Here is a 21,063-nt window from a genome sequence, read left to right as displayed (position 1 = left end):
GATGGCTCTCACTCCAACATTCCTTTTACCCGAATGCATTCCTTCTATTGAGACTATACTTCTGCAATCACTTCGATTTCGATTTTGACATCGCGTGGCAAGCGAGCCACTTCTACTGCAGAACGTGCTGGAAATTCACTTGAAAATGCTGTCTTATAAACCTCATTAAAAGGTACAAAATCATTCATATCACTTAAGAAACAGGTTGTTTTCACCACGTGATCAAAGTCCGTTCCAGCTTCTTCAAGGATAGCAGAAATATTCTTCAAGACTTGTTGGGTTTGTTCTTGAATGGTTTCACCAACAATTTCACCTGTTTCTGGTGAAAGGGGAACTTGCCCACTTGCAAATAAGAGATTGCCCACTATTTTTCCTTGAACATAAGGACCAATTGCTGCTGGTGCTTTATCTGTGTGAATTGTTTTTGCCATTTTCTTCTCCTCATTCCTAATTTTCACTGGAGGCTGCTAGCTTTTCCCGTTCTAAGCGTAACTTACGATTGGGATTCAACTTATTAAAGAGTTCTTCCAATTTTTCTGCATTCCAAACGTCTGCAGCAGAGACAAAATTTCCGTCTTTATCACGAAAGGATATAGGTTTATCTCCCATCTTCTTCTCCTCTTTATCTCTAACTAGTCAACAAATTCAAATTCGAATTTACCGATTCGAACGATATCGCCGTCTTTAGCACCACGTGCTCGAAGAGCTTCATCGACACCCATTCCACGCAATTGACGCGCAAATTTCATGACAGACTCATCCCGATCAAAATTGGTCATATTGAAGAGTTTTTCTAACTTATCACCAGACAAGATCCAAGAAGCATCATCATCTCGATTGATTTCGAAGGCTGGTTGATCCTCATCAAAGCCATAGTAGACTTCTTCTTGCGCCATATCTTCTTCTGAATACAAGAGGAATTCTGGTGTTTTATCTAACAAGTCTGCTGTTGCTTCCAACAAATTGTCCAAGCCTTGATGGGCCAAACTAGAGATTGGGAAGATCTGTGGCAATTCATCAAATTCGTCGTAATTGGCAGCCAATTTTTTCTTGAACTCTTTCAAGTTTTCTTGGCTCTCTGGCATATCCATTTTATTAGCGACAATAATCTGTGGTCGCTCCATCAAGCGAAGATTATAGGTTTCAAGCTCCTTGTTGATTTGAACGTAATCTTCAAAAGGATCGCGTCCTTCACTCGCTGACATATCGATGACATGCAAGATAACACGGGTACGCTCGATGTGGCGAAGGAATTGGGTACCCAGACCGACACCTTGGCTAGCCCCTTCGATCAATCCAGGAAGGTCTGCAACTGCAAAGGACTCACCTGATGGTGTCCGAACCATGCCCAAATTCGGAACAATGGTTGTAAAATGATAAGCTCCAATTTTTGGCTTAGCAGAAGTAATCACACTGAGAAGAGTTGATTTCCCTACTGATGGGAAGCCAACCAAACCAACGTCTGCTAAGACCTTGAGTTCTAATTCGAGTTCGCGTTCCTGACCTGGTTCCCCATTTTCTGAAATCTCAGGCGCTGGATTTTTAGGAGTTGCAAAACGGATATTTCCGCGTCCTCCACGTCCGCCATGGGCTACAATATATTCTTGCCCATTTTCAACCAAGTCGGTAATGACCTTACCAGTCTCCGCATCTCGGACAGTTGTCCCTTGCGGTACTCGCACATAGAGGTCTTCTGCTCCCCGTCCGTGCATCCCTTTGGTCATCCCCTTCTCACCATTTTGAGCTTTAAAATGCCGGTTATAGCGGAAGTCCATCAGCGTGCGCAAGCCTTCGTCTACAACGAAGATGACATTGCCTCCGCGTCCTCCATCACCTCCCCAAGGTCCGCCATTGGGAACATACTTTTCACGACGGAAGGCGACCATGCCATCTCCACCATTCCCAGCCTTGACCTTGATTTTGGCTGTATCTAAAAACATACTCATAATTTAACGTTTTCCTTTTATTACCAAGTGCTGCTTGGAATCCTCTTAGTAGGATAGTGCACCAAATGCTGCAGCAAAAATTGCTCCAACCGTTACAATTAACATAATCACAATGACTAGCATAGTCAATTTTTCAAAAAATGTTTTTTTGCGTTTTCCGTTATCTCCAAAAGCCACGTTTTTTACCTCTATTACAATAAATTCATTAGCCCTATTTTACCACGAAAAAGGGCATTTTTCAAACATCCACCTTTTACAAGAAAGATAGCTAATTTATGGCAGGTGTTTTTTACAACCATACTTTTGCATATTTATTTCTAGCATCCAATTAAAAAAGACTGGAGTAATTTCCAGCCTTTTAAAAACGAGGATTATTTTGTTAACTTCTTAGAGCGAAATACTGTAATAGCAACTGCACATCCCAAGATACCGACAAGGAAGATAACAGGCGTCATCTTTTCACCTGTACTTGGAAGAACTTTTTTCTTCCCAGTTTTTGGAGTTTCTTCTTCTTTGACAGAAGTTGATGATGAGTTTGATGAAGTACTAGAACTTAACGAAGATGATGAACTTGACGAAGAGCTAGAACTTGATGAAGACGATGAACTTGACGAAGAGCTAGAACTTGATGAAGACGATGAACTTGACGAAGAGCTAGAACTTGATGAAGACGATGAACTTGACGAAGAGCTAGAACTTGACGAAGAACTTGAACTTGATGAAGAACTTGAACTTGGTGTCGGTGGGGTTTGTTCTTTCTCACCCAATCCTTCGCCAGACCCCGATTCTAATCTTACTTCGCGTGTTAAGCTACGAGGCTCAGGGAAATTGGTTGCTTTCCATGTCAAAGTATTATGAACTAGATCGCCTACTTTTGTACCCGGAGCCACTCTAGTAGAGTATTCAATATACATTGGCCAATTGTAGTTATCTCCAAATTCAATAGTAAATCCTGTGATCTGACCAGCTGCATTCTTGTCGAAGACAGCTTTTTTACTGAAATTATCTAAAACTGGCAGACTTAAAATATGGGCTTCGTTTCTAATTCCACCATCTACTGGACTAAAGCGAACCGCACGGAAACTACCTTCTACCAGTGTCAAGCCATCTCCAAATTGATCTTTAATGACCATGCCACGAAGAATATCTTGACGAGCATTTAAGATAATCCGCCATTTTACAATCGTTGGATCCTTTTGGTCTTGGTAGCCATATTTCATTTCATAGTCACCAGCTTGACCATCTGTTTTTTCGTAGTTTAATGAAAAATCTGTATTGCCAATTTTAAAAGTCAATGGGGATGTTTTTGTAACAACCTCTGTATCCACCTTCACATCAAAACGCAAAGCTACGCGTTTATTGAGTGGGTGGGAAGCAAAGTAATCGTTAAAAGTAACGGTTACGGTCTTGTTTGCTGTATTGACAACAGCTTTCCCAACTGTCTGACCATTTGTTTGACCTTCTTCCACCACATCAAATTCTAGAGCTGTATAGAAGGTTAATTCTTTCGGCAAAGACAAGGTCAGGGTATCTCCTGCTTGAATGGATTGTGTATCTGGAAAGGCTACATTGATGGTAGCAGACAATTTTTCGTTTGATAAGACTGTAGTTCCACTAGTTACTACTTGATTATCCTTGGTTAGGCTTGCTGTTTGCGTATAAGACAGGACTTCTGACGCTTGAATCGTTTGAACAAAAGCATTCGAAAAGAGGACAGTAGCAACAAGGGCTAGAGACCACATCATTCGACGTAAATATTTCATATTGACCTCCTCAACTCTCGCTTGGAGAGTTTACTTCTTTATTTAATCTTCAAGACCAATTTCATCTTTGACCACAGCGGCAATTGTATCCACATAGTAATCCACTTCGTCATCAGTCGGAGCTTCTGCCATAACACGAAGCAGTGGCTCGGTACCACTTGGACGCACTAAGATGCGGCCATTCCCTGCCATTTCAGCTTCCATTTTTTCAATAATTGCGCGAATAGCCGGAACTTCCATCGCCTTATCTTTCATGCTATTTTCAACACGGATATTGACCAATTTTTGAGGATAGATGGTCACTTCTGATGCAAGGTCTGATAAGGTTCGACCAGTTTCTTGCATAATCTTAGTCAATTGAACGGCACTCATCTGGCCATCTCCAGTGGTATTGTAGTCCATGACAATCACGTGACCAGATTGCTCTCCACCAAGATTGTATCCGGACTTCCGCATCTCTTCAACTACATAGCGGTCTCCTACCGCAGTTACAACCTTATTAATACCTTTAGCATCCAAGGCTTTATGGAATCCTAGATTGGACATGACCGTCGTTACGATGGTGTTATCTTTTAAGAGGCCTTTATCAGAAAGGTAGGTCCCAATGATGTACATGATTTTATCACCATCGACTAGGTCCCCATTTTCGTCAACCGCAATCAAACGGTCACTATCACCATCAAAAGCTAAACCAATGGCTGCACCAGACTCTCGAACAGCCTCCTGCAAAGCCTCAGGATGGGTAGAGCCTACTTGATCATTGATATTAAGACCATTTGGGCTTTCTCCAATAACTGTTAATCGTGCTCCTAAGTCAGCAAAGACTTGGCGGGCACTTGTAGATGCTGAACCATTCGCAGCATCCAGAGCCACGTGCATCCCTTCCAGCTGGGTTCCAGTTGAAACCAAGTATTCTTGATACTTTCGAAGTCCTTCAGGATAGTCCATTACCGTTCCAAGACCTTCTGCACTAGGACGAGGAAGAGTATCAGACTCTGCATCCAATAAGGCTTCAATCTCTAATTCACGGTCATCGTCTAATTTATAGCCGTCATTCCCAAAGAATTTAATCCCATTGTCTAAGGCTGGATTATGACTGGCTGAAATCATGACCCCAGCACTTGCACCTTCAGAACGAACCAAATAAGCTACACCTGGTGTCGCAATAACACCGAGTTTATAAACTTTAATCCCTACAGATAAGAGACCTGCTACGAGAGCACTTTCTAACATTTCACCAGAAATACGGGTATCTCGTCCTACGAAAACAAGCGGAGTTTCTTTTTCATGTTGGCTGAGAACGTAACCTCCGTATCGACCGAGCTTAAAGGCCAACTCTGGTGTCAATTCGACGTTTGCTTCTCCACGGACTCCGTCCGTTCCAAAATATTTACCCATTATGATAATCCTTTCGATGATTCTTTATTAATTGCTATTATTTGATGAGGAACTGGATGAAGAAGAGCTAGAACTTGTCTGTTTCAACTCAACCTTCATGTATAGTTCTGACGGAGAGATAATGACTGGCAAATCATTTCCCTCACTATCTACCGCCTTCATTGATACGGTTGCCGTGTAGGTATTGCTTAAAAGATCTCCTTCAGGAAAGATGGCTTCCACATGATCAATTTTATCTAAAGTATCTTGGTCGCTTGTTACAGATACTTCGTCTTCAGAGAATGTAACATGCGAGAGGTTCCACCCTGGGGCAATTTGTTTGTCCGGTACCGTGACGGAAACATCAAACTTTTTCGTTTTTTTCTTACCAATTTTTGCAGTAACTTTCTGAGGTTCGATGGTTGCAGTCAATCCTGAAGGCAGGTTTTCGACCTTTAAGGTGATTTCATGCTGGCCCTCTTTCAGATTGCTAAGATCAGCTACCACTTTAAATTTACGAGTACTAGCCTGCATTTCTGATGCTAAGGCGACACGGTTAGATCCCTTCAGAAAAACTGTTACTTCTGAACTAATCCCGCTAACAAAATATTTACTATCGTTATATTTTACATCAATCGGAATATTGGTTAAGGTGTTCGTGTAAGTTTCAGAGCTCACTTGACGCGCACTACTGTTATTCTGGAAATTAACAGAGGTGGCAATGATGAATAAGAGACTTGAGAAAAAGACTGATGTCACAATATAGACAATTTTTCTTTTTGGAATCATTTGATACGTCCTCCAAAAATTCTTGATTTCAAATCTTTTTTTCCTTGATCTTCTGGAATAATGAAGGAACGCAATTCTTGTTCGAATTCTTCGATACTGAGGTCGTGTCTAAAGCTCCCATTTCTCGCAATGGAGATACCACCCGTTTCTTCCGAAACAACAAAGGTGAAGGCATCACTTACCTCAGACAAGCCGATTGCAGCCCGGTGTCGCGTACCGAACTCTTTTGAAATTCCCGTGCTTTCTGTTAAGGGGAGATAAGCACAAGATACAGCAATTTTATCATTGGTGACAATCACTGCCCCATCGTGAAGCGGGGTGTTGGGGATGAAAATATTAATCAGCAGTTCACCCGAAACATCTGCATCGAGGGGAATCCCCGTAGAAATATATTCTTGAAGGGTTCTACTCCCTTGAATCGCAACCAAGGCACCAATCTTCCGAGGACTCATATACTCAACGGCTTTTACATAAGATTGAACCAATTTTTCTTCTGGACTAATCTGGTTGGTTGAGAAAAATTCAGTTGCTCGACCTAATCGTTCTAATCCCGTCCGAATTTCTGGAGAGAAAATCACTACCGCAGCAATGACCCCGTAGGTGATGATTTGGTTAATCAACCAAGAAATGGTCGTCAGACCAATCATATTGGCAACTAACTCAAATAAGAAAAAGGCCAAGACACCACGGACTAAAATCATAATTTTAGTGCCGACAATGGCTTTTATAAAATAATACAATAACCAGGCTACCAGGGCAATGTCAATAAGGTTGATAATCACACTCCAGGGAGTGGGAAATAAACTGGCCCAATACTGGGGATTTGACAATTGTTGGATGTTCACAATCTCATACCTACCACTTCTCTTCTAGGCTTTTCGCGCAGCTAACCATTGTGGATGCTTACTAGCAAAAGTAAGGATTCTAGCAAAGGATAGCGCGTTCAAACTACTCTACATCATTATATCATGTTTCAACAGATTTTTCTGTAACCTTCTATTGGTTTTTGTGATAAAATATGAATTATGAAGATTAAGACTAGTATGGGGCTTATTGCCGGAAAAATGAGTAGTCACCTCTTGCGCATGCTTGGACGTGGCTCTACCCTTCCTGGAAAAATCGCCCTTCAAATTGATAAAGACATTTTACAACACCTGGCCCAGAACTACGAAATTGTGGTTGTCACTGGTACGAATGGGAAAACACTGACAACAGCTCTCACTGTTGGAATTCTTCAGGAGGCTTTCGGACCTATCGTGACCAATCCTAGTGGAGCCAATATGATTTCAGGGATTACGACTACTTTCTTGAACGCAAAGGGTTCTTCTGGTCGTCCAATCGCTGTTCTTGAAATCGATGAAGCCAGCCTGTCTCGAATTTGTGACTACATCACTCCGACCTTGTTTGTAATCACCAATATTTTCCGGGATCAAATGGACCGCTATGGGGAAATTTACACAACTTATCGGATGATTTTGGATGGGATTAAAAAAGCGCCACAGGCGACTGTTCTGATGAATGGGGATAGTCCTCTTTTCCATACCCTTCCCCTACCAAATACCGTTCAATATTTTGGCTTTGATACAGAAAAAACTGCTCCCAAGTTGGCCCATTACAATACGGAAGGAATTGTCTGTCCAGAATGTCATGGCATTTTGACCTACCAGTTGAATACCTATGCGAATCTAGGGGATTACCTCTGTGAAAACTGTGGCTTCCACCGTCCTCCTTTGACAGTCGCTGTCGATGAATTGACCGAGTTAACCAATACTTCTTCTCACTTCAAGATTAACGGCACAAATTACCACATCAATATCGGGGGCCTCTATAATATTTATAATGCCCTTGCTGCAGTTGCTGTTGCCCATTATTTTGAAGTAAGTCCAGACGTCATTAAGCGTGGTTTCGACAAGAGTAAGGCTGTCTTTGGTCGTCAAGAAACTTTTAAGATTGGGGACAAGGAATGTACCTTGGTCCTGATCAAAAATCCAGTCGGTGCGACGCAGGCTATTGAAATGATCAAGCTAGCACCTTATCCATTCAGCTTGTCCGTACTTCTCAATGCCAACTATGCTGACGGGATAGACACCAGCTGGATCTGGGATGCAGACTTTGAACAAATCACTCAAATGGACATTCCAGAGATCAATGCTGGAGGGGTGCGCCACTCTGAAATTGCTCGGCGACTTCGGGTTACAGGCTATCCTGCTGAAAAGATCACAGAAATAGCTGAATTAAAAGAGGTCTTCCAACGCATCCAGCAACAGGAAACCCCTCACGCCTATATTTTAGCCACCTATACGGCCATGCTAGAATTCCGTGAACTTCTAGCTCAAGAACACCTGATTGGAAAGGAGATGAATTAATGACCTACACTTCACTACAATCCCCTGATCAGGAAACCTACCAATACGAATTGAGAATTGCCCATCTTTATGGGAATCTGATGAATACATATGGCGACAATGGAAATATCCTCATGCTCAAGTACGTTGCGGAGAAGCTTGGTGCTCATGTCACTGTGGATATCGTTTCTCTCAAAGACCGCTTTGATCCAGAAGTCTACGATATTGCCTTTTTCGGTGGAGGTCAAGACTACGAACAGACCATTGTATCAGAAGATCTACCAGATAAAAAAGAAGACCTCGAGCGCTTTATTCATGACGATGGTGTAGTCCTTGCTATCTGTGGTGGCTTTCAGCTTCTAGGTCAGTACTACATTGAAGCTTCTGGCAAACGCATTGAAGGTCTTGGTATTATGGGGCATTACACTCTCAACCAAGAAAACAACCGCTATATTGGCGACATCAAGATCCATAACGAAGAGTTCAATGAAACCTACTATGGTTTTGAAAACCACCAGGGTCGGACCTTCTTGGCAGAGGATGAAAAACCGCTGGGCAAGGTCGTCTATGGAAATGGGAACATCAAGGAAGATGGGTGCGAAGGCGTTCATTACAAAAACGTCTTTGGGAGCTACTTCCACGGCCCTATCCTCTCTCGTAACGCCAATTTAGCCTATCGCTTGGTGACAACTGCTCTAAAGAAAAAATATGGACAAGACATCGACCTAGCGACTTACAATGATATCTTAAGCCTTGAAAAAGCAGAAGAATACGCTGATGTGAAAAGCAAGGCTGAATTAGAAGAATAAGGAGACAAAATGAATAAACGAAAACTACAATATGTTACACTACTGATTTCTGTACTGCTCATTGCAATTATTTCCTTGGCCAATATGCAAACGGTGACTGTGAACTTTTTGCTGGTCCAATTTAAACTCCCTCTCATCATTTTGATTCTGATCTGTGTCCTTCTCGGTTCGCTAGTGACTTTCTTAGTCAGCCTTCCAAAAAATTTCTCATTAAAACATGAATTAAAATCTGCGAAAAAACAACTAGGACAAAAGATGTCGAGCGAAAAAGAAGAAAAAATCGAACAAATCGAAAACAAAAGCACCGATTGATTTTTTAGCATCGCTTCGGTTGTTTTCTGTAAAATAGTTTGTCTAGATCAAAAAAAGCACCAGTCGGTGCTTTTTTTCATGCTGATCTAATGACTTTTTGATGGTAGCTGCTTGGCTACTAGTTGGGCTAGGAAGGAAAAGAGAATGACGCCAGCGCCAATCAGGAGAAAGGATTCTACTCGGACGCTTGGCAACCAAGTCATCAAGCCTTTGGCAATGGGCATAAAGAGAATGGCCAGGGTAAAAATGGTGCTTAAGACCCTGCCTAGATAGTCTCCTTCCACCTTGGTTTGCACTTGGGTAAAAAAGTGGATATTAAAAATCGTCATAAAGAGTTCACAGACTAAATTTCCAGAAAAGGAAAGGAGAGGAGGAAGAGGTAAGCCCATCATGAATACTCCTACTCCTGTTAAAATCAATAAGAAGAGAAGCATCTCCATGCTTGATTTAAATTTATTGGCGATCAAGGCTCCGATAATGGACCCGATAGCTCCCAAGGTTAAGATGGTCGCATAAGCCCCCTTGACTCCGTAAAGTCGATTGGAAAAGGGAAGTAAAAACTCAAAAGCTGCAAAAAAGAAATTGACACTGGAAGCAACCAACAAGAGAAAGAAAATGTCTTTCTGCTGCCAGATGTAGTGCAATCCATCCTTTATATCAGAAAAAATATCCTTTGCCGTAAACCCTTTCTTTTCTTGAACCTTTTCTTCTTTCGGCAGTAAAGCAACCAGTACAAAAGCAATGAAAAAGGTCAGTGCATCCAGTAAGAGGGTCGCATGGAGACTGGCAAATTGTAAAATAAGAAAAGAGAACACGGGAGAAGTGACACCAATAACCTGTAAGACCAACTCCAAGTGGGCATTATAAGTCACAATCTCGTCTTTCTCTACAAGTTCTGTAATAATGGCTTTATTGGCAGTTCTAGAAAAAGCGAAGGCAATGGCTTGGACAATATTGGCAACAATCAGGGCTGCAATCATCCAACGATCGTTCCTGATAAAAGAAATGCCCAAACAAAGAAGCCCACAAACCATGTCGGTCGTCATCAAAATCTTGCGACGGGAAAAACGATCTGAGATCACGCCTCCAAATGGATTAACTAGAATGGAGGTCACAAGTTCAGAAATCTGATAAATCCCCAATACTGTCTTTCCTACCGTCCCCATCGAGGCCAGCCAGACACTATTCCCATAATCATAGAGCATATTTCCCATTCTATTGATCGCACCACGAGCAATTAATTGGACTGCATGTCGCTTCATAAAAAAACCTCCTTCATTTTCTGAAACTATTGTATCAGTTCATGAAAGAGGTTTTCATTTTGTCCCTTATTTGGGAAAAATAATAGATTGCAATTTTATAAAAGGATACCTACTGTTCTTTTGATTGAAACTGCTTAGCTACTAGCTGAGCAAAGAGTGAAAAGAGAATAACTCCAGCTCCAATCAGGAGAAAGGATTCTACTTGGACACTTGGTAACCAAGTCATCAAACCTTTGGCGATGGGCATAAAAAGAACAGCCAAAGTATAAATCGTGCTCAAGACTCTCCCCAGATAATCATCTTCCACCTTTGTTTGCACTTGAGTAAAAACGTGGATGTCGAAAATGGTCACAAAAAATTCACAGACCAGATTTCCCGAAAAGGAAAAATAAGGCGGAAGAGGCAAGCCCATCATGAACACTCCGCCCCCTGCCATAATCAGTAAAAACAGGAGAGTTTTCATACTTGATGCAATTTTATTGGCAACAAGTGCTCCTAGAATAGACCCAATTGCACCGAGTGTTAAAATAGTCGCATAAGCCCCATTGACTCCGTAAAGTCGATTCGAAAAGGGAAGTAAAAACTCAAAAGCTGCAAAAAAGAAATTAACGCCGGAAGCCACCAAGAGGAGAAAGAAGATGTCTTTCTGATGCCAGATATAGTCTAACCCCTCCTTGATATCAGAAAAAATATCTTTCACCGTAAACTGTTTCTTTTCTTGAACCTTAGCTTCTTCTTTCGGAAGAAATGCCACTAGGACAAAGGCAATGACCTGAACAATATTGGCAAAAATCAGTGCCGCAATCATCCAACAATCATTTCTGATAAAAGAAATCGCCAAACAAAGGAGTCCACAAACCAAGTCGGTCGTCATCAAAATCTTGCGACGAGAAAAACGGTCTGAAATCACTCCTCCAAAAGGATTCACGAGAATCCCTGTCACTAACTCAGAAATCTGATAGATTCCTAATACCGTCTTTCCTATAGTCCCCATTGAAGCCAGCCAGACACTATTCCCATAATCATAGAGCATATTTCCAATTTTGGTAATCGCTCCACGACTAATTAATTGGACCGCATGTCGGTTCATAAAATCTCCTTTATCTCTTGCTTATTTAGGAACATTCATCTATTACAAATTTATCAAAGTGTTCTTGATAGTAAGCTACCTGCTCTGGTAGTCCCAACACATCAAAAATATTCATGGCTTCCTGCATTTGCTGACAGCCTTCTTTCTTTTGCCCCTTCTGATAGAGGGCAAATCCCTTGAGGTAATGAAAGACATTGCGCTCGTAGAGTTTAATTCCCTTGCCGATAATCTTTTCCACATAGGCTTCAAAATAACTAGCATTTTCAAAAGAACGGTGTTCTAAACAATGCTGGTAACAATTCAGAGCTAGAATCAAGACCAGTTTTCGATGGCGACCAATTTCCTTGTAGAAATCTTCACGCTCCATCACTTCTCTACCAAACCGAGTGACATAATCCACATCATAAAAGCTATAGAGATTGCCAAAAAGGATCAACTCATACATGGTCCATTCTTCCGTTTGAAAGAGATAATCTGCCACCTTGTCCAGATCACTTTGCTTCATCGTGTAGCTGGCATCTCTCTGGCAAATCAAGCCTTGTAACAAAATCCAGTTCAATTCAAAATAAAGGGGATTGGTCGAACTTGTAGCCTTTTCCAGTTGTTCTCTTTGAAGCCTTTGAAAACCAGCAATATCATTTGCATAGTAAAGCGGAATAATCTGAGCCATCAAGTCCACATGCTCATGGTGTTGAAAATTTCTGGCCTTATCCATAAAATTCTCAATCGTCACATGGATATTATCTAATATCTCAAAGAAACGCGAGACAGCTAAATCCGACTCGCCCAATTCAAAGCGGGATAACTGAGACGTCGAGCAGGCTTCTCCTGCAGCTTCTTTCAATGAATAATTTTTACTCATTCGAAATTCACGAAAAACTTTTCCTAAATCTTCCATTTGATTACCACTTAAATTCCTTTAAGTACCTTTCTAACTCTTGCAAGTATCCTTCGTAGAATCCCTGATTTTCTTTAACGGAAAAATCTAATTGTCTTAAGTAAGAAATCAGCCAATCAACCAATAGATCATACTGATGAAGAGGTAGGCGTTTCATCTGCTCTTCAACAAAAGAAATGGCCTCTGCAAAGCGCTGCTCTTCTAAAACTTGCTGAAGATAGTGATTCCCGTTGATGAGTCTTCCTTCCTCATCCTCATACTGCCCCAAATCTAAATTCTGAATCTGTAGGCGCAAAGTTGTACCAATTATATCGGCCACACCTTTAATCTGATTCATAAACCAATCATTTTCAGTCATCACAATGTTCTCCTTAGGCAAATTAGAAAACTACACTCTCTCCGCCAGTTCTGCCCACTCTTCCATGACCGCTTCCTGTTGGATGGTCAATTGGTCCAGATTGCTTTGCAATTGAACTAAATCTTCCGCATCATTGGTGCTATGCATGCTTTCGGTAATGGCTTGAATTTTTTGATCCAGCTCTTCCATCTCCGCTTCCAATTGCTCAATGCGACGAGTGATTTTACGGAGTTCCTTTTGGTTTTGCTTTTGCAAGTGATAATCATTGCTGGTGACTTCTTCCATTGAAGCAGCTGGCACCGCTTCTGCTTGCGCTGCAGCAAGGGCTTCTAACTCTGCTTTTTTCTCCAGATAATAATCATAGTCTCCTAGGTAAAGCGTTGAACCCTCTTCTGAGAGTTCTAAGACTTGGGTGGCTACCCGATTGATAAAGTAACGGTCGTGGCTGACAAAGAGAAGAGTCCCGTCAAAATCAATCAAGGCATTTTCCAGCACTTCCTTGCTATCGATGTCCAAGTGGTTGGTCGGCTCATCGAGAATCAAAAAGTTGTTATTCTCCATGGATAGTTTAGCCAAGAGCAGGCGCGCCCGCTCTCCACCTGACAGCATGCCGACGGTTTTCTTGACATCGTCCCCTGAGAAAAGGAAGGCTCCTAGGCGATTGCGAATTTCTACTTCTGGTGTCAGTTTAAAGTCATTCCAGAGCTCATCCAAGACACTGTTATGAGGGGTTAGCTTACTTTGGGTCTGGTCATAGTAGCCTACCTCGACATTGGCCCCAAAACGGGCTTCTCCTTTGATAAAAGGAATCTGTCCAACGATGGACTTGATAAGAGTCGATTTCCCGATCCCATTTGGTCCTACAATAGCGACCGCATTCATCTTGCGGATATCCAGATTGATGGGCTCTGATAGGACTTGATCGTCATAGCCGACAGCTGCCTCTTCTACTGTCAAAACGACATTGCCAGAGGTCTTATCAGAATGGAAGGTCATATGGGCAGACTTGGTCCCAGCTTCAGGCTTGTCTAGGCGCTCCATTTTTTCCAACTGCTTGCGACGAGACTGGGCCCGCTTGGTGGTCGATGCCCGCACTAAATTGCGATTAACAAAGTCTTCGAGAGCAGCTATTTCTTTTTGTTGCTTCTCGTAGTTCTTGTCTTCGGTCAGGAGTTTTTGCTCTTTTTGCTCGACAAAGCTGGAGTAATTGCCGACATAGCGGTCCAAAGAATGCTTGGTCAAGTCCAGAGTAATGGTTGCTACCTTATCTAGAAAATACCGGTCGTGACTGACAATGAGAAGGGCCCCACTATAATTGACCAAGTAATTTTCCAACCAGGCGATGGTCTCAATATCCAAGTGGTTGGTCGGCTCATCCAGTACCAAGAGATTTGGCTTTTCCAAGAGCATCTTGGCCAGAGCTAAACGGGTATTTTGCCCTCCAGACAACTCTTCAATCTTCATCTGCCACATAGACTCATCGAACTTGAAGCCGTTTAAAATGGCACGGATATCTGCCTCATAGGTAAAGCCACCAGCCTGACGGAATTCTTCCGAGAGCCGGTCATAATCCTGCATGAGTTTCTCCAAATCGGCTCCAGTTTTTTCCCCCATATCGAGCTCCATCTGCCGTAAGGTTCTTTCCGTCTTACGAAGATCGTCAAAGACATGGAGCATCTCATCGTAGATGGTATTAGACGACTCAAAGCGGCTATCCTGGGCCAGATAAGAGAGAGAAAGGTCGCGTTTTTTATTGATTTCTCCTGAGGTCGGCTCTTCTTCTCCCACCAAGATTTTCAAGAGCGTAGACTTGCCTGCGCCGTTCTTTCCGACCAGAGCAATTCGGTCCCGTTCATCCACTTGCAGGCTGATATTATCAAAAAGAACCTCCCCTGCAAAAGAGCGTTCAATTTTGTTGGCTTGTAAAATAATCATAGTTTCATTGTACCTTACTTTTGACAAATTGACAATTGAAGAAAAGGCCAAACGCTAGACGCGCTTGACCTTTCTTCACTTTTTAAATCGCTGAGACATTAGAAGCCATTTGACTGTACTGATAGGCTAGGAAAAGCCCGATGCCAATCACTAGCAAAAACAAGCCCCATTTGATGACGCCCTTCACAAAGCGAATCACAAGCAGGATAATCATGGAGCCAATCAGCCAAGTAATGGCCGAATGGGAGAGGAAAGCTTGAACAGCTTCCCTATTGTTCCCGAAAAATTGACGGACTCCCTCAGGAGCATAATTTTCCCAAGCCTGTTGAATGCCTAATTCATGGGAAATTACTTGCCCTTTTTGGGATATCCAAAGAAAGATTCCAGAGTTAAACACAAAGAGTGCCACTTGTTCTGGAAAGGTTCGAATAAGATACAGTATCCGTTTGATCATTCTGACTCCTTATATAGTTGACGAACAGCTTCAATATCCCTCGCTTGGATGCTATAAAAGGAACCAGCCGACTGCATGACGGACTCTTCCTCATTATGGTCCAAACCAATGGCATGGCCTAGTTCATGCTCAGCTGTATTCACAATCCGTTGATGGGAATAGTTGTACTGCTTATTTAATAGGTAATAGCGATTCAAACGAACAATCACACGTTTGAATCGATGGGTTAAAACATTGGTCTGGGATTCTGCTTCACCTGCTGCAGAAACCGTGCTATCATCCATCTCTGTTAGGAGGATATCCGCCTCTTCTTCACTGGTGACAAGTTGGAAAGTGAAGGCCCCTGTCTGATTCCAAGACTCAAGCGCTTCCTCATAAGCAAGGGTAAAGGTCTCATCCATCGCAGGATCTAGATAAACTTTTGCAGTTGCCTGATCCCACCTTGCTCCTGTAGAGGTATGGCCATCAGTTGCTAGGCCTTCTTGAGCAGATGGGCTCCCTTGACTTAGCATAGGACCAGTTCGATGAAAGTAAGCATCCACCTGCGTGACAACCGTTTGGGCCGCACGACTGATGCCGTCTATCCCGCTACCGGTTTTGCCACTAAAGAACAGAACACCAACTACTAGGGCAAAACTGAGAGCTAGGGTCCAGAACAAGCCCCAAACAAGGCTCCAAATGGCCCGTATTAGAAAACGAATCATGGCTTTAATAGTTCTCACAAGCTCCTCCTTTCCTTGGGAAGACCTCTGTTTAGGTCTAGAAGAGCATAGTATACCTTAGTTTTCTTAAAATAAACTAAAGATTGCAGTCATGAAAAGAAAAAGATCCAGTCGACTACAAAGCCAACCGAATCCTTCTCATCTTGCTTCTTCTTTTCCGTTTAGCTTAACGATGCACTGTTACTTTTCCCGTACGATAATCCAAACTAATCCCACTCTGAACATTTGGAACAAAGACGTTAAACTCTAGACTACCATCACTAGATTTTGCTTCAATTTGACTGCCGACTGGTACCAAATCATCATCCGATGCATAGTGGAGAGTCACTCGATAACGAACCCGCTTATTATTGTCTAAGGCCTTCCGAACAATGGTCTCATAATAATTTTGTCCTGTCGAAAAACTATCACGAGCTTGATTCGCCCAAGCTGTTTGAACCGCTATATTTTTTGGATTGCTCGTTGAGGCATCAAAACCATCAAGCTTACCTATCAAGGCATAGCCGAGAAGGTGTCCCCGATCAACCGCATGGTCGTATTCCCCAGCTAAATTGGTTACTTGGTGCCAGCCAGCTGGCGTCCAATCTACATCTGTCTGCTCTCTCTTTTGGTATTGACGAGTCGCCTTGGTCATCAAAGCGTTGGCAACTGTGGGAATTTCTCGTCCTTTTACAGTCTTTGTCTTCGTATCTGCATAAGGGAGACTAGCAACATCTGCATCCAGATTGGTTTTGTTCTGGTTAATAATGAAAGCGCCCGCTTCGTTCCATTGAACGTTCTTTCCTAGTTTTGTACGAACACCATCCGTCAGAACACTCTCAGCTAGTTCCTTACTCGGTGTTGCTTGTTGACTCGAAGTGACAACCGTTTGAACTTGAGAGTGACTAGCGATTGGCTGGGGTTGACTAAAATAATACCCGCCGATCGAGAGAGCTGCAGCCACCACCAAGCCTAGTAAGGTTTGTCCCGATTTTTTCATTTTAAGTGGTTTCTTTTGATTGTTTGCCACAATGGTTTCCTCTATTTCTACTGAATTGGAAAGAGCCTGGGATCACGATCTCAAGCTCCTCTTTTGATAAATAGTTACTTACCTGTAAATTTCTGAAGGATTTCCTTCCATGTATCTGGCGAGAGAATAGACCAAGGATCCTTCCCATTACCAATGATACCATATCCAATGACCAAGCCAAGAGCGAAGACAATCGCTAAAATAGTAAGAACCAATAGGACGATTCCCAATTGTTTTCCAATTGCTTTTAATTTAGTTTTCATCATCATCTTCCTTCACACGACGTACATCTGCTCCAAGAGCCACCAATTTCTCATGGAATTTAAAATATCCACGGTCAAGGTGTGTTAACTTGCTAACTTTGGTTTCTCCCTCAGCTACAAGCCCCATTAAAATCAAGGTCGCACTAGCACGCAAGTCTGTCGACATCACTTCAGCCCCTTGTAAGCTAGCTCCACCTTGGATGCGGGCTGTATCTCTCATAATGTCTGAGTGTAAGCCCATCCGACGCATCTCTTCCAAGTGTTGGAAACGATTTTCAAATACTGTTTCAATCATAGTCGATTCACCAGAGGCCATGGCCATCAAAGCAGTAAATTGAGCTTGCATATCTGTAGGAAAACCTGGATAAGGCAAGGTTTTTACCGTCACTGGTTTCAATTTAGAGACATCTGAGCGAATGCGAATACCATTTTCTTCTTCCGTTACTTCAACACCCATTTCTTGCATCTTAGAAAGAAGAGGACGGTTGTGTTCCCAGATAGCATCCTCGATTAAAACGTCTCCACCTGTCATGGCTGCACCAACCATGAAAGTACCTGCCTCAATTCGGTCTTGAACGACATTATGAACTGCTCCATGTAGGCGATCCACCCCAACAATCGTCAAGGTTTCTGTTCCAGCTCCACGCACCTTAGCACCCATCTTATTCAAAAGAGAGGCCAAATCCACAATCTCAGGTTCGCGGGCTGCATTTTCGATAACCGTAGTTCCATCTGCCAAAGTTGCTGCCATCATGATATTTTGAGTGGCACCTACAGATGGGAAATCCATATAGATATGCGCTCCATGAAGACGATCTGCTTTTGCTTCAATATAGCCCGCAGTTTGAGTGATCTTCGCCCCCATAGCTTCCAATCCCTTCAAGTGCAAATCGATTGGACGACTACCAATAGTACATCCACCCGGCATGGAAACTTTGGCATGACCATTCCGAGCCAAGACAGGACCTAATACGACGATCGAAGCCCGCATCTTGCTGACATATTTGTAAGGCGCTTCTTCTGTTAATGGTTGAGTTGCATCAACGACTACTGTATTGGTCTCTTCATCAAACGTCACTTGAGTGTTCAAGCCACGAACGACATTATTCATGGTAAAGACATCAGATAAAACAGGAACATTGGTCAAAGTCGTTGTTCCTTCACTGGCCAAAACAGTTGCTGCTAAAAGGGGAAGGACGGCATTCTTTGCTCCTTCAATCTTCACAGTTCCAACTAGGCGATTTTGACCACCGTTTACAATAATTTTATCCATACTCGTTATTACTCCATTTCATTCAGTCACGACTACTATCATACCATAAATTCATCAAAAAAGAAGCTAAAAGTTCCCGTTAAACAACTGCCGACTGAATTCATAGATACTGATAAAGAAGCTACTCGTCAAATACCCTAAACTAATGCTGATCAATAGAATAAGAAGACGAATTTTCAAGGCTGTATCAGCACTTACCTTTAAAAAACGCTCCCACTGAACCACCGTTGAAAGAAGGTGGTAGGCAAAAGAAATAAATAATAGGTGACTGCAAAAAGTAAAAATCATTTGAATCATACCTCTATTATACCACAAGAAAAAGTTTCCCTTTATATTCTTTAGATTCAAAAAAAGAGAGTGGGACAGAAATCGGTTATTCGTTAGAATTCGATTTCGTCATCCCACCTCCGCACAGTTGAGTAGGGCTGTAAAAGCTGATGAAATCAGCGTAGTAGAAGCCACTCAACCACTGTGTATTGCGCGACAGTCCAAAGACAATTGAGAGGCTAGGACTTTTGTCCCAGCCTCTTTAACTTTTTATAATCGATTTCCGACATTAATCCGGTTAATAGCTCGTTGAAGGGCAATTTTTGCACGACGCTCCATATCAACAGAATGTTGATCTTTGGCCTCTTCAAGGGCTTTTTCAGCACGCATTTTTGCACGCTCAGCCCGGCTAACATCAATGTCTCGAGCGCGTTCCGCCGAATCCGCTACGATGGTAATGACATTATCTGCCACTTCAATAATCCCACCATTGACTGCAATCCAATCAATATGTTTGTCATCGTCGACACGACGAACCTTGACTTGGTCTACAGCCAAAACCGCAATGGTATTGATATGATGAGGTAAAATCCCTAATTCACCATCAATTGTCTTGACAGATACAAATGCGGCATGATGATCATAAACCAGTCCATCCGGTGTAACGATTTGGACGTTCATTTGACTCATCTTTCACCTCTTCTTAGAATCCCATTTTCTCAGCTTTCGCAATCACATCTTCGATCGAACCGACACCACGGAAGGCATCCTCAGGCAAGTGATCATGCTTCCCATCCAAAATTTCCTTAAAGCCACGAACAGTTTCTGCAACTGGTACATAAGAACCTGGTTGACCAGTAAATTGTTCCGCCACGTTAAAGTTTTGAGACAAGAAGAATTGAATACGACGGGCACGAGCCACCAAGGTCTTTTCATCATCAGACAATTCATCCATCCCCAAGATGGCAATGATATCTTGCAGTTCATGGTAGCGTTGAAGGACGCGTTTGACCTCAGAAGCCACTGCATAGTGCTCTTCTCCGACGATGTCTGGAGAAAGGGCACGAGAGCTAGATGCCAATGGGTCAACGGCAGGGTAAATCCCTAATTGTACCAATTTACGCTCCAAGTTGGTCGTTGAGTCCAAATGGGCGAAGGCTGTTGCTGGGGCAGGGTCTGTATAGTCATCGGCTGGCACATAGATGGCTTGGATCGATGTAACAGAACCTTTATTGGTTGAGGTAATCCGTTCTTGCAATTGTCCCATTTCCGTTGCCAAAGTAGGTTGGTAACCAACGGCTGATGGCATCCGTCCCAAAAGGGCTGATACTTCTGATCCGGCTTGGGTGAAACGGAAGATATTGTCGATAAACAAGAGAACGTCCTGACCTTCCACATCACGGAAGTATTCCGCAATAGTCAAACCAGTCAAAGCTACACGCATCCGTGCTCCTGGTGGTTCGTTCATTTGTCCAAAGACCATGGCTGTTTTTTCGATAACGCCAGATTCCTTCATTTCCCAGTACAGGTCATTCCCTTCACGGGTCCGTTCACCAACCCCGGTAAAGACGGAGATCCCACCGTGCTCTTGGGCAATGTTGTGGATCAATTCTTGAATTAAGACGGTCTTCCCAACTCCGGCACCACCGAAGAGTCCAACCTTCCCACCTTTCAGGTAAGGGGCCAAGAGGTCAATGACCTTGATCCCTGTTTCAAGAATTTCTTCTGAAGTAGAAAGCTCATCAAAGGATGGAGCTTTTTTATGAATGGATTCACGAGGAGCATCTTCTGGAAATGCTTCTTCCAAGTCAATGGTATCTCCCAAGACGTTAAAGACCCGTCCAAGAGTTTCTTTTCCGACAGGTACAGAGATTGGACGACCAGTGTCCAATACTTCCATCCCACGAGTCAAGCCATCTGTTGATTCCATGGCAATGGTGCGAACGACACCATCCCCAAGTTCAAGAGCTACTTCAAGAACGACTTTTGATTTTTGTTGGTCATTTTTATAGACTACAAGCGCATTATTAATCTCAGGGAGTTTATCGCCCGCAGCAAAAGCTACGTCAACGACAGGACCTACAACCTGAGAAATTTTGCCTAAACTCATGTCATTCTCCTATTCTATTAAGTTTCTAAGCTTGGTCATACATATAAGCAAGCTTATTTTTGTATTGTTAAAATGTGCATC

At 42.7% G+C, this 21,063-nt stretch carries 24 protein-coding genes; 3 read left to right on the top strand and 21 right to left on the bottom strand.

Translation table 11 applies throughout. The annotated features are described in order from the left end of the window. Window positions 1-53: 53 nt before the first annotated feature. The 8 genes from N596_RS01180 to cdaA all read right to left on the bottom strand — a co-directional run bounded on the left by N596_RS01180 (window position 54) and on the right by cdaA (window position 6,720). Entirely contained in the window at window positions 54-431 is a 378-nt protein-coding gene (locus N596_RS01180; protein WP_023022773.1) for a RidA family protein, read from the bottom strand. 16 nt (window positions 432-447) lie between these two features. After that, window positions 448-609: a hypothetical protein gene (locus N596_RS09880; protein WP_023022771.1), complete on the bottom strand. Its 162-nt coding sequence runs from the start codon at window positions 607-609 to the stop codon at window positions 448-450. A gap of 23 nt (window positions 610-632) precedes the next feature. Beyond that, on the bottom strand, window positions 633-1,946 hold the full coding sequence (gene obgE / locus N596_RS01170; RefSeq protein ID WP_023022769.1) for a GTPase ObgE: 1,314 nt from the start codon (window positions 1,944-1,946) through the stop codon (window positions 633-635). A gap of 45 nt (window positions 1,947-1,991) precedes the next feature. Then, window positions 1,992-2,123 carry a DUF4044 domain-containing protein gene (locus tag N596_RS09530; RefSeq protein ID WP_023022768.1) on the bottom strand — a complete coding sequence of 44 codons (132 nt, stop codon included), beginning with the start codon at window positions 2,121-2,123 and terminating at the stop codon, window positions 1,992-1,994. 194 nt (window positions 2,124-2,317) lie between these two features. Then, a complete protein-coding gene (locus tag N596_RS01165; RefSeq protein ID WP_023026643.1) occupies window positions 2,318-3,709 on the bottom strand; it encodes an LPXTG cell wall anchor domain-containing protein in 1,392 nt (463 codons plus the stop codon). Window positions 3,710-3,751: 42 nt separating this feature from the next. Next, window positions 3,752-5,107 (bottom strand): phosphoglucosamine mutase, encoded by a 1,356-nt coding sequence (gene glmM, locus N596_RS01160; RefSeq protein ID WP_023022766.1) that lies wholly within the window; start codon window positions 5,105-5,107, stop codon window positions 3,752-3,754. A gap of 27 nt (window positions 5,108-5,134) precedes the next feature. After that, window positions 5,135-5,875, bottom strand: coding sequence for a CdaR family protein (locus N596_RS01155; RefSeq protein WP_023026642.1), 741 nt, complete (start codon window positions 5,873-5,875; stop codon window positions 5,135-5,137). Then, window positions 5,872-6,720 carry a diadenylate cyclase CdaA gene (gene cdaA, locus N596_RS01150; RefSeq protein ID WP_023026641.1) on the bottom strand — a complete coding sequence of 283 codons (849 nt, stop codon included), beginning with the start codon at window positions 6,718-6,720 and terminating at the stop codon, window positions 5,872-5,874. Before cdaA ends, N596_RS01155 begins: the two co-directional genes overlap by 4 nt. Window positions 6,721-6,900: 180 nt before the next feature. Between cdaA and murT the strand changes: the two genes are divergently transcribed. Genes murT through N596_RS01135 form a run of 3 tightly spaced genes read left to right on the top strand, consistent with a single transcriptional unit; the run spans window position 6,901 to window position 9,341 of the window. After that, a complete protein-coding gene (gene murT, locus N596_RS01145; protein ID WP_023026640.1) occupies window positions 6,901-8,241 on the top strand; it encodes a lipid II isoglutaminyl synthase subunit MurT in 1,341 nt (446 codons plus the stop codon). Continuing rightward, window positions 8,241-9,029, top strand: coding sequence for a lipid II isoglutaminyl synthase subunit GatD (gene gatD, locus N596_RS01140; protein WP_023026639.1), 789 nt, complete (start codon window positions 8,241-8,243; stop codon window positions 9,027-9,029). The genes murT and gatD overlap by 1 nt, the downstream gene beginning before the upstream one ends. Before the next feature lie 9 nt (window positions 9,030-9,038). Next, the gene (locus tag N596_RS01135) at window positions 9,039-9,341 is read left to right on the top strand and encodes a lipopolysaccharide assembly protein LapA domain-containing protein (protein ID WP_023026638.1); all 303 of its coding nucleotides are present in this window, start codon (window positions 9,039-9,041) and stop codon (window positions 9,339-9,341) included. An 86-nt stretch (window positions 9,342-9,427) separates the two neighbouring features. Here the strand turns inward: N596_RS01135 and N596_RS01130 are convergent, their stop codons facing one another. From N596_RS01130 to atpD, 13 genes are all read right to left on the bottom strand, one after another. After that, window positions 9,428-10,603 carry an MFS transporter gene (locus tag N596_RS01130; RefSeq protein WP_023026637.1) on the bottom strand — a complete coding sequence of 392 codons (1,176 nt, stop codon included), beginning with the start codon at window positions 10,601-10,603 and terminating at the stop codon, window positions 9,428-9,430. Between the two features lie 109 nt (window positions 10,604-10,712). Further along, window positions 10,713-11,693, bottom strand: a complete 981-nt coding sequence (locus N596_RS01125) for an MFS transporter (protein ID WP_023026636.1) — start codon at window positions 11,691-11,693, stop codon at window positions 10,713-10,715. A 25-nt stretch (window positions 11,694-11,718) separates the two neighbouring features. After that, complete coding sequence (locus tag N596_RS01120) at window positions 11,719-12,591, bottom strand: XRE/MutR family transcriptional regulator (RefSeq protein ID WP_023026635.1); 873 nt, start codon at window positions 12,589-12,591, stop codon at window positions 11,719-11,721. Window positions 12,592-12,595: 4 nt separating this feature from the next. Next, complete coding sequence (locus N596_RS01115; protein WP_023026634.1) at window positions 12,596-12,949, bottom strand: hypothetical protein; 354 nt, start codon at window positions 12,947-12,949, stop codon at window positions 12,596-12,598. A 30-nt stretch (window positions 12,950-12,979) separates the two neighbouring features. Next, window positions 12,980-14,884 (bottom strand): ABC-F family ATP-binding cassette domain-containing protein, encoded by a 1,905-nt coding sequence (locus N596_RS01110; RefSeq protein WP_023026633.1) that lies wholly within the window; start codon window positions 14,882-14,884, stop codon window positions 12,980-12,982. 82 nt (window positions 14,885-14,966) lie between these two features. Further along, the gene (locus tag N596_RS01105) at window positions 14,967-15,338 is read right to left on the bottom strand and encodes a hypothetical protein (RefSeq protein ID WP_023026632.1); all 372 of its coding nucleotides are present in this window, start codon (window positions 15,336-15,338) and stop codon (window positions 14,967-14,969) included. Beyond that, window positions 15,335-16,060: a matrixin family metalloprotease gene (locus tag N596_RS01100; protein WP_023022754.1), complete on the bottom strand. Its 726-nt coding sequence runs from the start codon at window positions 16,058-16,060 to the stop codon at window positions 15,335-15,337. Before N596_RS01100 ends, N596_RS01105 begins: the two co-directional genes overlap by 4 nt. Window positions 16,061-16,226: 166 nt before the next feature. After that, the gene (locus N596_RS01095) at window positions 16,227-17,039 is read right to left on the bottom strand and encodes a DNA/RNA non-specific endonuclease (RefSeq protein ID WP_196805875.1); all 813 of its coding nucleotides are present in this window, start codon (window positions 17,037-17,039) and stop codon (window positions 16,227-16,229) included. 104 nt (window positions 17,040-17,143) lie between these two features. Next, the gene (locus N596_RS01090; RefSeq protein ID WP_023022752.1) at window positions 17,144-17,332 is read right to left on the bottom strand and encodes a DNA-directed RNA polymerase subunit beta; all 189 of its coding nucleotides are present in this window, start codon (window positions 17,330-17,332) and stop codon (window positions 17,144-17,146) included. Next, on the bottom strand, window positions 17,322-18,605 hold the full coding sequence (gene murA, locus N596_RS01085; protein ID WP_023026629.1) for a UDP-N-acetylglucosamine 1-carboxyvinyltransferase: 1,284 nt from the start codon (window positions 18,603-18,605) through the stop codon (window positions 17,322-17,324). The genes N596_RS01090 and murA overlap by 11 nt, the downstream gene beginning before the upstream one ends. A 66-nt stretch (window positions 18,606-18,671) precedes the next feature. Further along, window positions 18,672-18,902: a DUF1146 family protein gene (locus N596_RS01080; protein ID WP_023022750.1), complete on the bottom strand. Its 231-nt coding sequence runs from the start codon at window positions 18,900-18,902 to the stop codon at window positions 18,672-18,674. 240 nt (window positions 18,903-19,142) lie between these two features. Further along, window positions 19,143-19,562 carry a F0F1 ATP synthase subunit epsilon gene (locus N596_RS01075; protein WP_023026627.1) on the bottom strand — a complete coding sequence of 140 codons (420 nt, stop codon included), beginning with the start codon at window positions 19,560-19,562 and terminating at the stop codon, window positions 19,143-19,145. 13 nt (window positions 19,563-19,575) lie between these two features. Beyond that, the gene (atpD, locus tag N596_RS01070; protein ID WP_006596622.1) at window positions 19,576-20,982 is read right to left on the bottom strand and encodes a F0F1 ATP synthase subunit beta; all 1,407 of its coding nucleotides are present in this window, start codon (window positions 20,980-20,982) and stop codon (window positions 19,576-19,578) included. Between the last annotated feature and the right edge of the window lie 81 nt (window positions 20,983-21,063).

The organism is Streptococcus ilei (assembly GCF_000479335.1).
Classification (GTDB): Bacteria; Bacillota; Bacilli; order Lactobacillales; family Streptococcaceae; genus Streptococcus; species Streptococcus ilei.
This window is presented reverse-complemented; position numbering and strand designations above follow the sequence as displayed.

What these genes read in the sequence shown, in the direction of transcription:
- N596_RS01120 (WP_023026635.1), bottom strand. Translation starts at nt 12,591, where the DNA reads ATGGAAGATTTAGGAAAAGTTTTTCGTGAATTTCGAATGAGTAAAAAT.
- N596_RS01130 (WP_023026637.1), bottom strand. Translation starts at nt 10,603, where the DNA reads ATGAAGCGACATGCAGTCCAATTAATTGCTCGTGGTGCGATCAATAGA.
- glmM (WP_023022766.1), bottom strand. Translation starts at nt 5,107, where the DNA reads ATGGGTAAATATTTTGGAACGGACGGAGTCCGTGGAGAAGCAAACGTC.
- N596_RS01105 (WP_023026632.1), bottom strand. Translation starts at nt 15,338, where the DNA reads ATGATCAAACGGATACTGTATCTTATTCGAACCTTTCCAGAACAAGTG.
- N596_RS01155 (WP_023026642.1), bottom strand. Translation starts at nt 5,875, where the DNA reads ATGATTCCAAAAAGAAAAATTGTCTATATTGTGACATCAGTCTTTTTC.
- N596_RS01125 (WP_023026636.1), bottom strand. Translation starts at nt 11,693, where the DNA reads ATGAACCGACATGCGGTCCAATTAATTAGTCGTGGAGCGATTACCAAA.
- N596_RS01165 (WP_023026643.1), bottom strand. Translation starts at nt 3,709, where the DNA reads ATGAAATATTTACGTCGAATGATGTGGTCTCTAGCCCTTGTTGCTACT.
- obgE (WP_023022769.1), bottom strand. Translation starts at nt 1,946, where the DNA reads ATGAGTATGTTTTTAGATACAGCCAAAATCAAGGTCAAGGCTGGGAAT.
- N596_RS01135 (WP_023026638.1), top strand. Translation starts at nt 9,039, where the DNA reads ATGAATAAACGAAAACTACAATATGTTACACTACTGATTTCTGTACTG.
- atpD (WP_006596622.1), bottom strand. Translation starts at nt 20,982, where the DNA reads ATGAGTTTAGGCAAAATTTCTCAGGTTGTAGGTCCTGTCGTTGACGTA.
- N596_RS09880 (WP_023022771.1), bottom strand. Translation starts at nt 609, where the DNA reads ATGGGAGATAAACCTATATCCTTTCGTGATAAAGACGGAAATTTTGTC.
- N596_RS01090 (WP_023022752.1), bottom strand. Translation starts at nt 17,332, where the DNA reads ATGAAAACTAAATTAAAAGCAATTGGAAAACAATTGGGAATCGTCCTA.
- N596_RS01095 (WP_196805875.1), bottom strand. Translation starts at nt 17,039, where the DNA reads ATGAAAAAATCGGGACAAACCTTACTAGGCTTGGTGGTGGCTGCAGCT.
- gatD (WP_023026639.1), top strand. Translation starts at nt 8,241, where the DNA reads ATGACCTACACTTCACTACAATCCCCTGATCAGGAAACCTACCAATAC.
- N596_RS01180 (WP_023022773.1), bottom strand. Translation starts at nt 431, where the DNA reads ATGGCAAAAACAATTCACACAGATAAAGCACCAGCAGCAATTGGTCCT.
- N596_RS01080 (WP_023022750.1), bottom strand. Translation starts at nt 18,902, where the DNA reads ATGATTCAAATGATTTTTACTTTTTGCAGTCACCTATTATTTATTTCT.
- N596_RS01110 (WP_023026633.1), bottom strand. Translation starts at nt 14,884, where the DNA reads ATGATTATTTTACAAGCCAACAAAATTGAACGCTCTTTTGCAGGGGAG.
- N596_RS01075 (WP_023026627.1), bottom strand. Translation starts at nt 19,562, where the DNA reads ATGAGTCAAATGAACGTCCAAATCGTTACACCGGATGGACTGGTTTAT.
- murA (WP_023026629.1), bottom strand. Translation starts at nt 18,605, where the DNA reads ATGGATAAAATTATTGTAAACGGTGGTCAAAATCGCCTAGTTGGAACT.
- murT (WP_023026640.1), top strand. Translation starts at nt 6,901, where the DNA reads ATGAAGATTAAGACTAGTATGGGGCTTATTGCCGGAAAAATGAGTAGT.
- N596_RS01115 (WP_023026634.1), bottom strand. Translation starts at nt 12,949, where the DNA reads ATGACTGAAAATGATTGGTTTATGAATCAGATTAAAGGTGTGGCCGAT.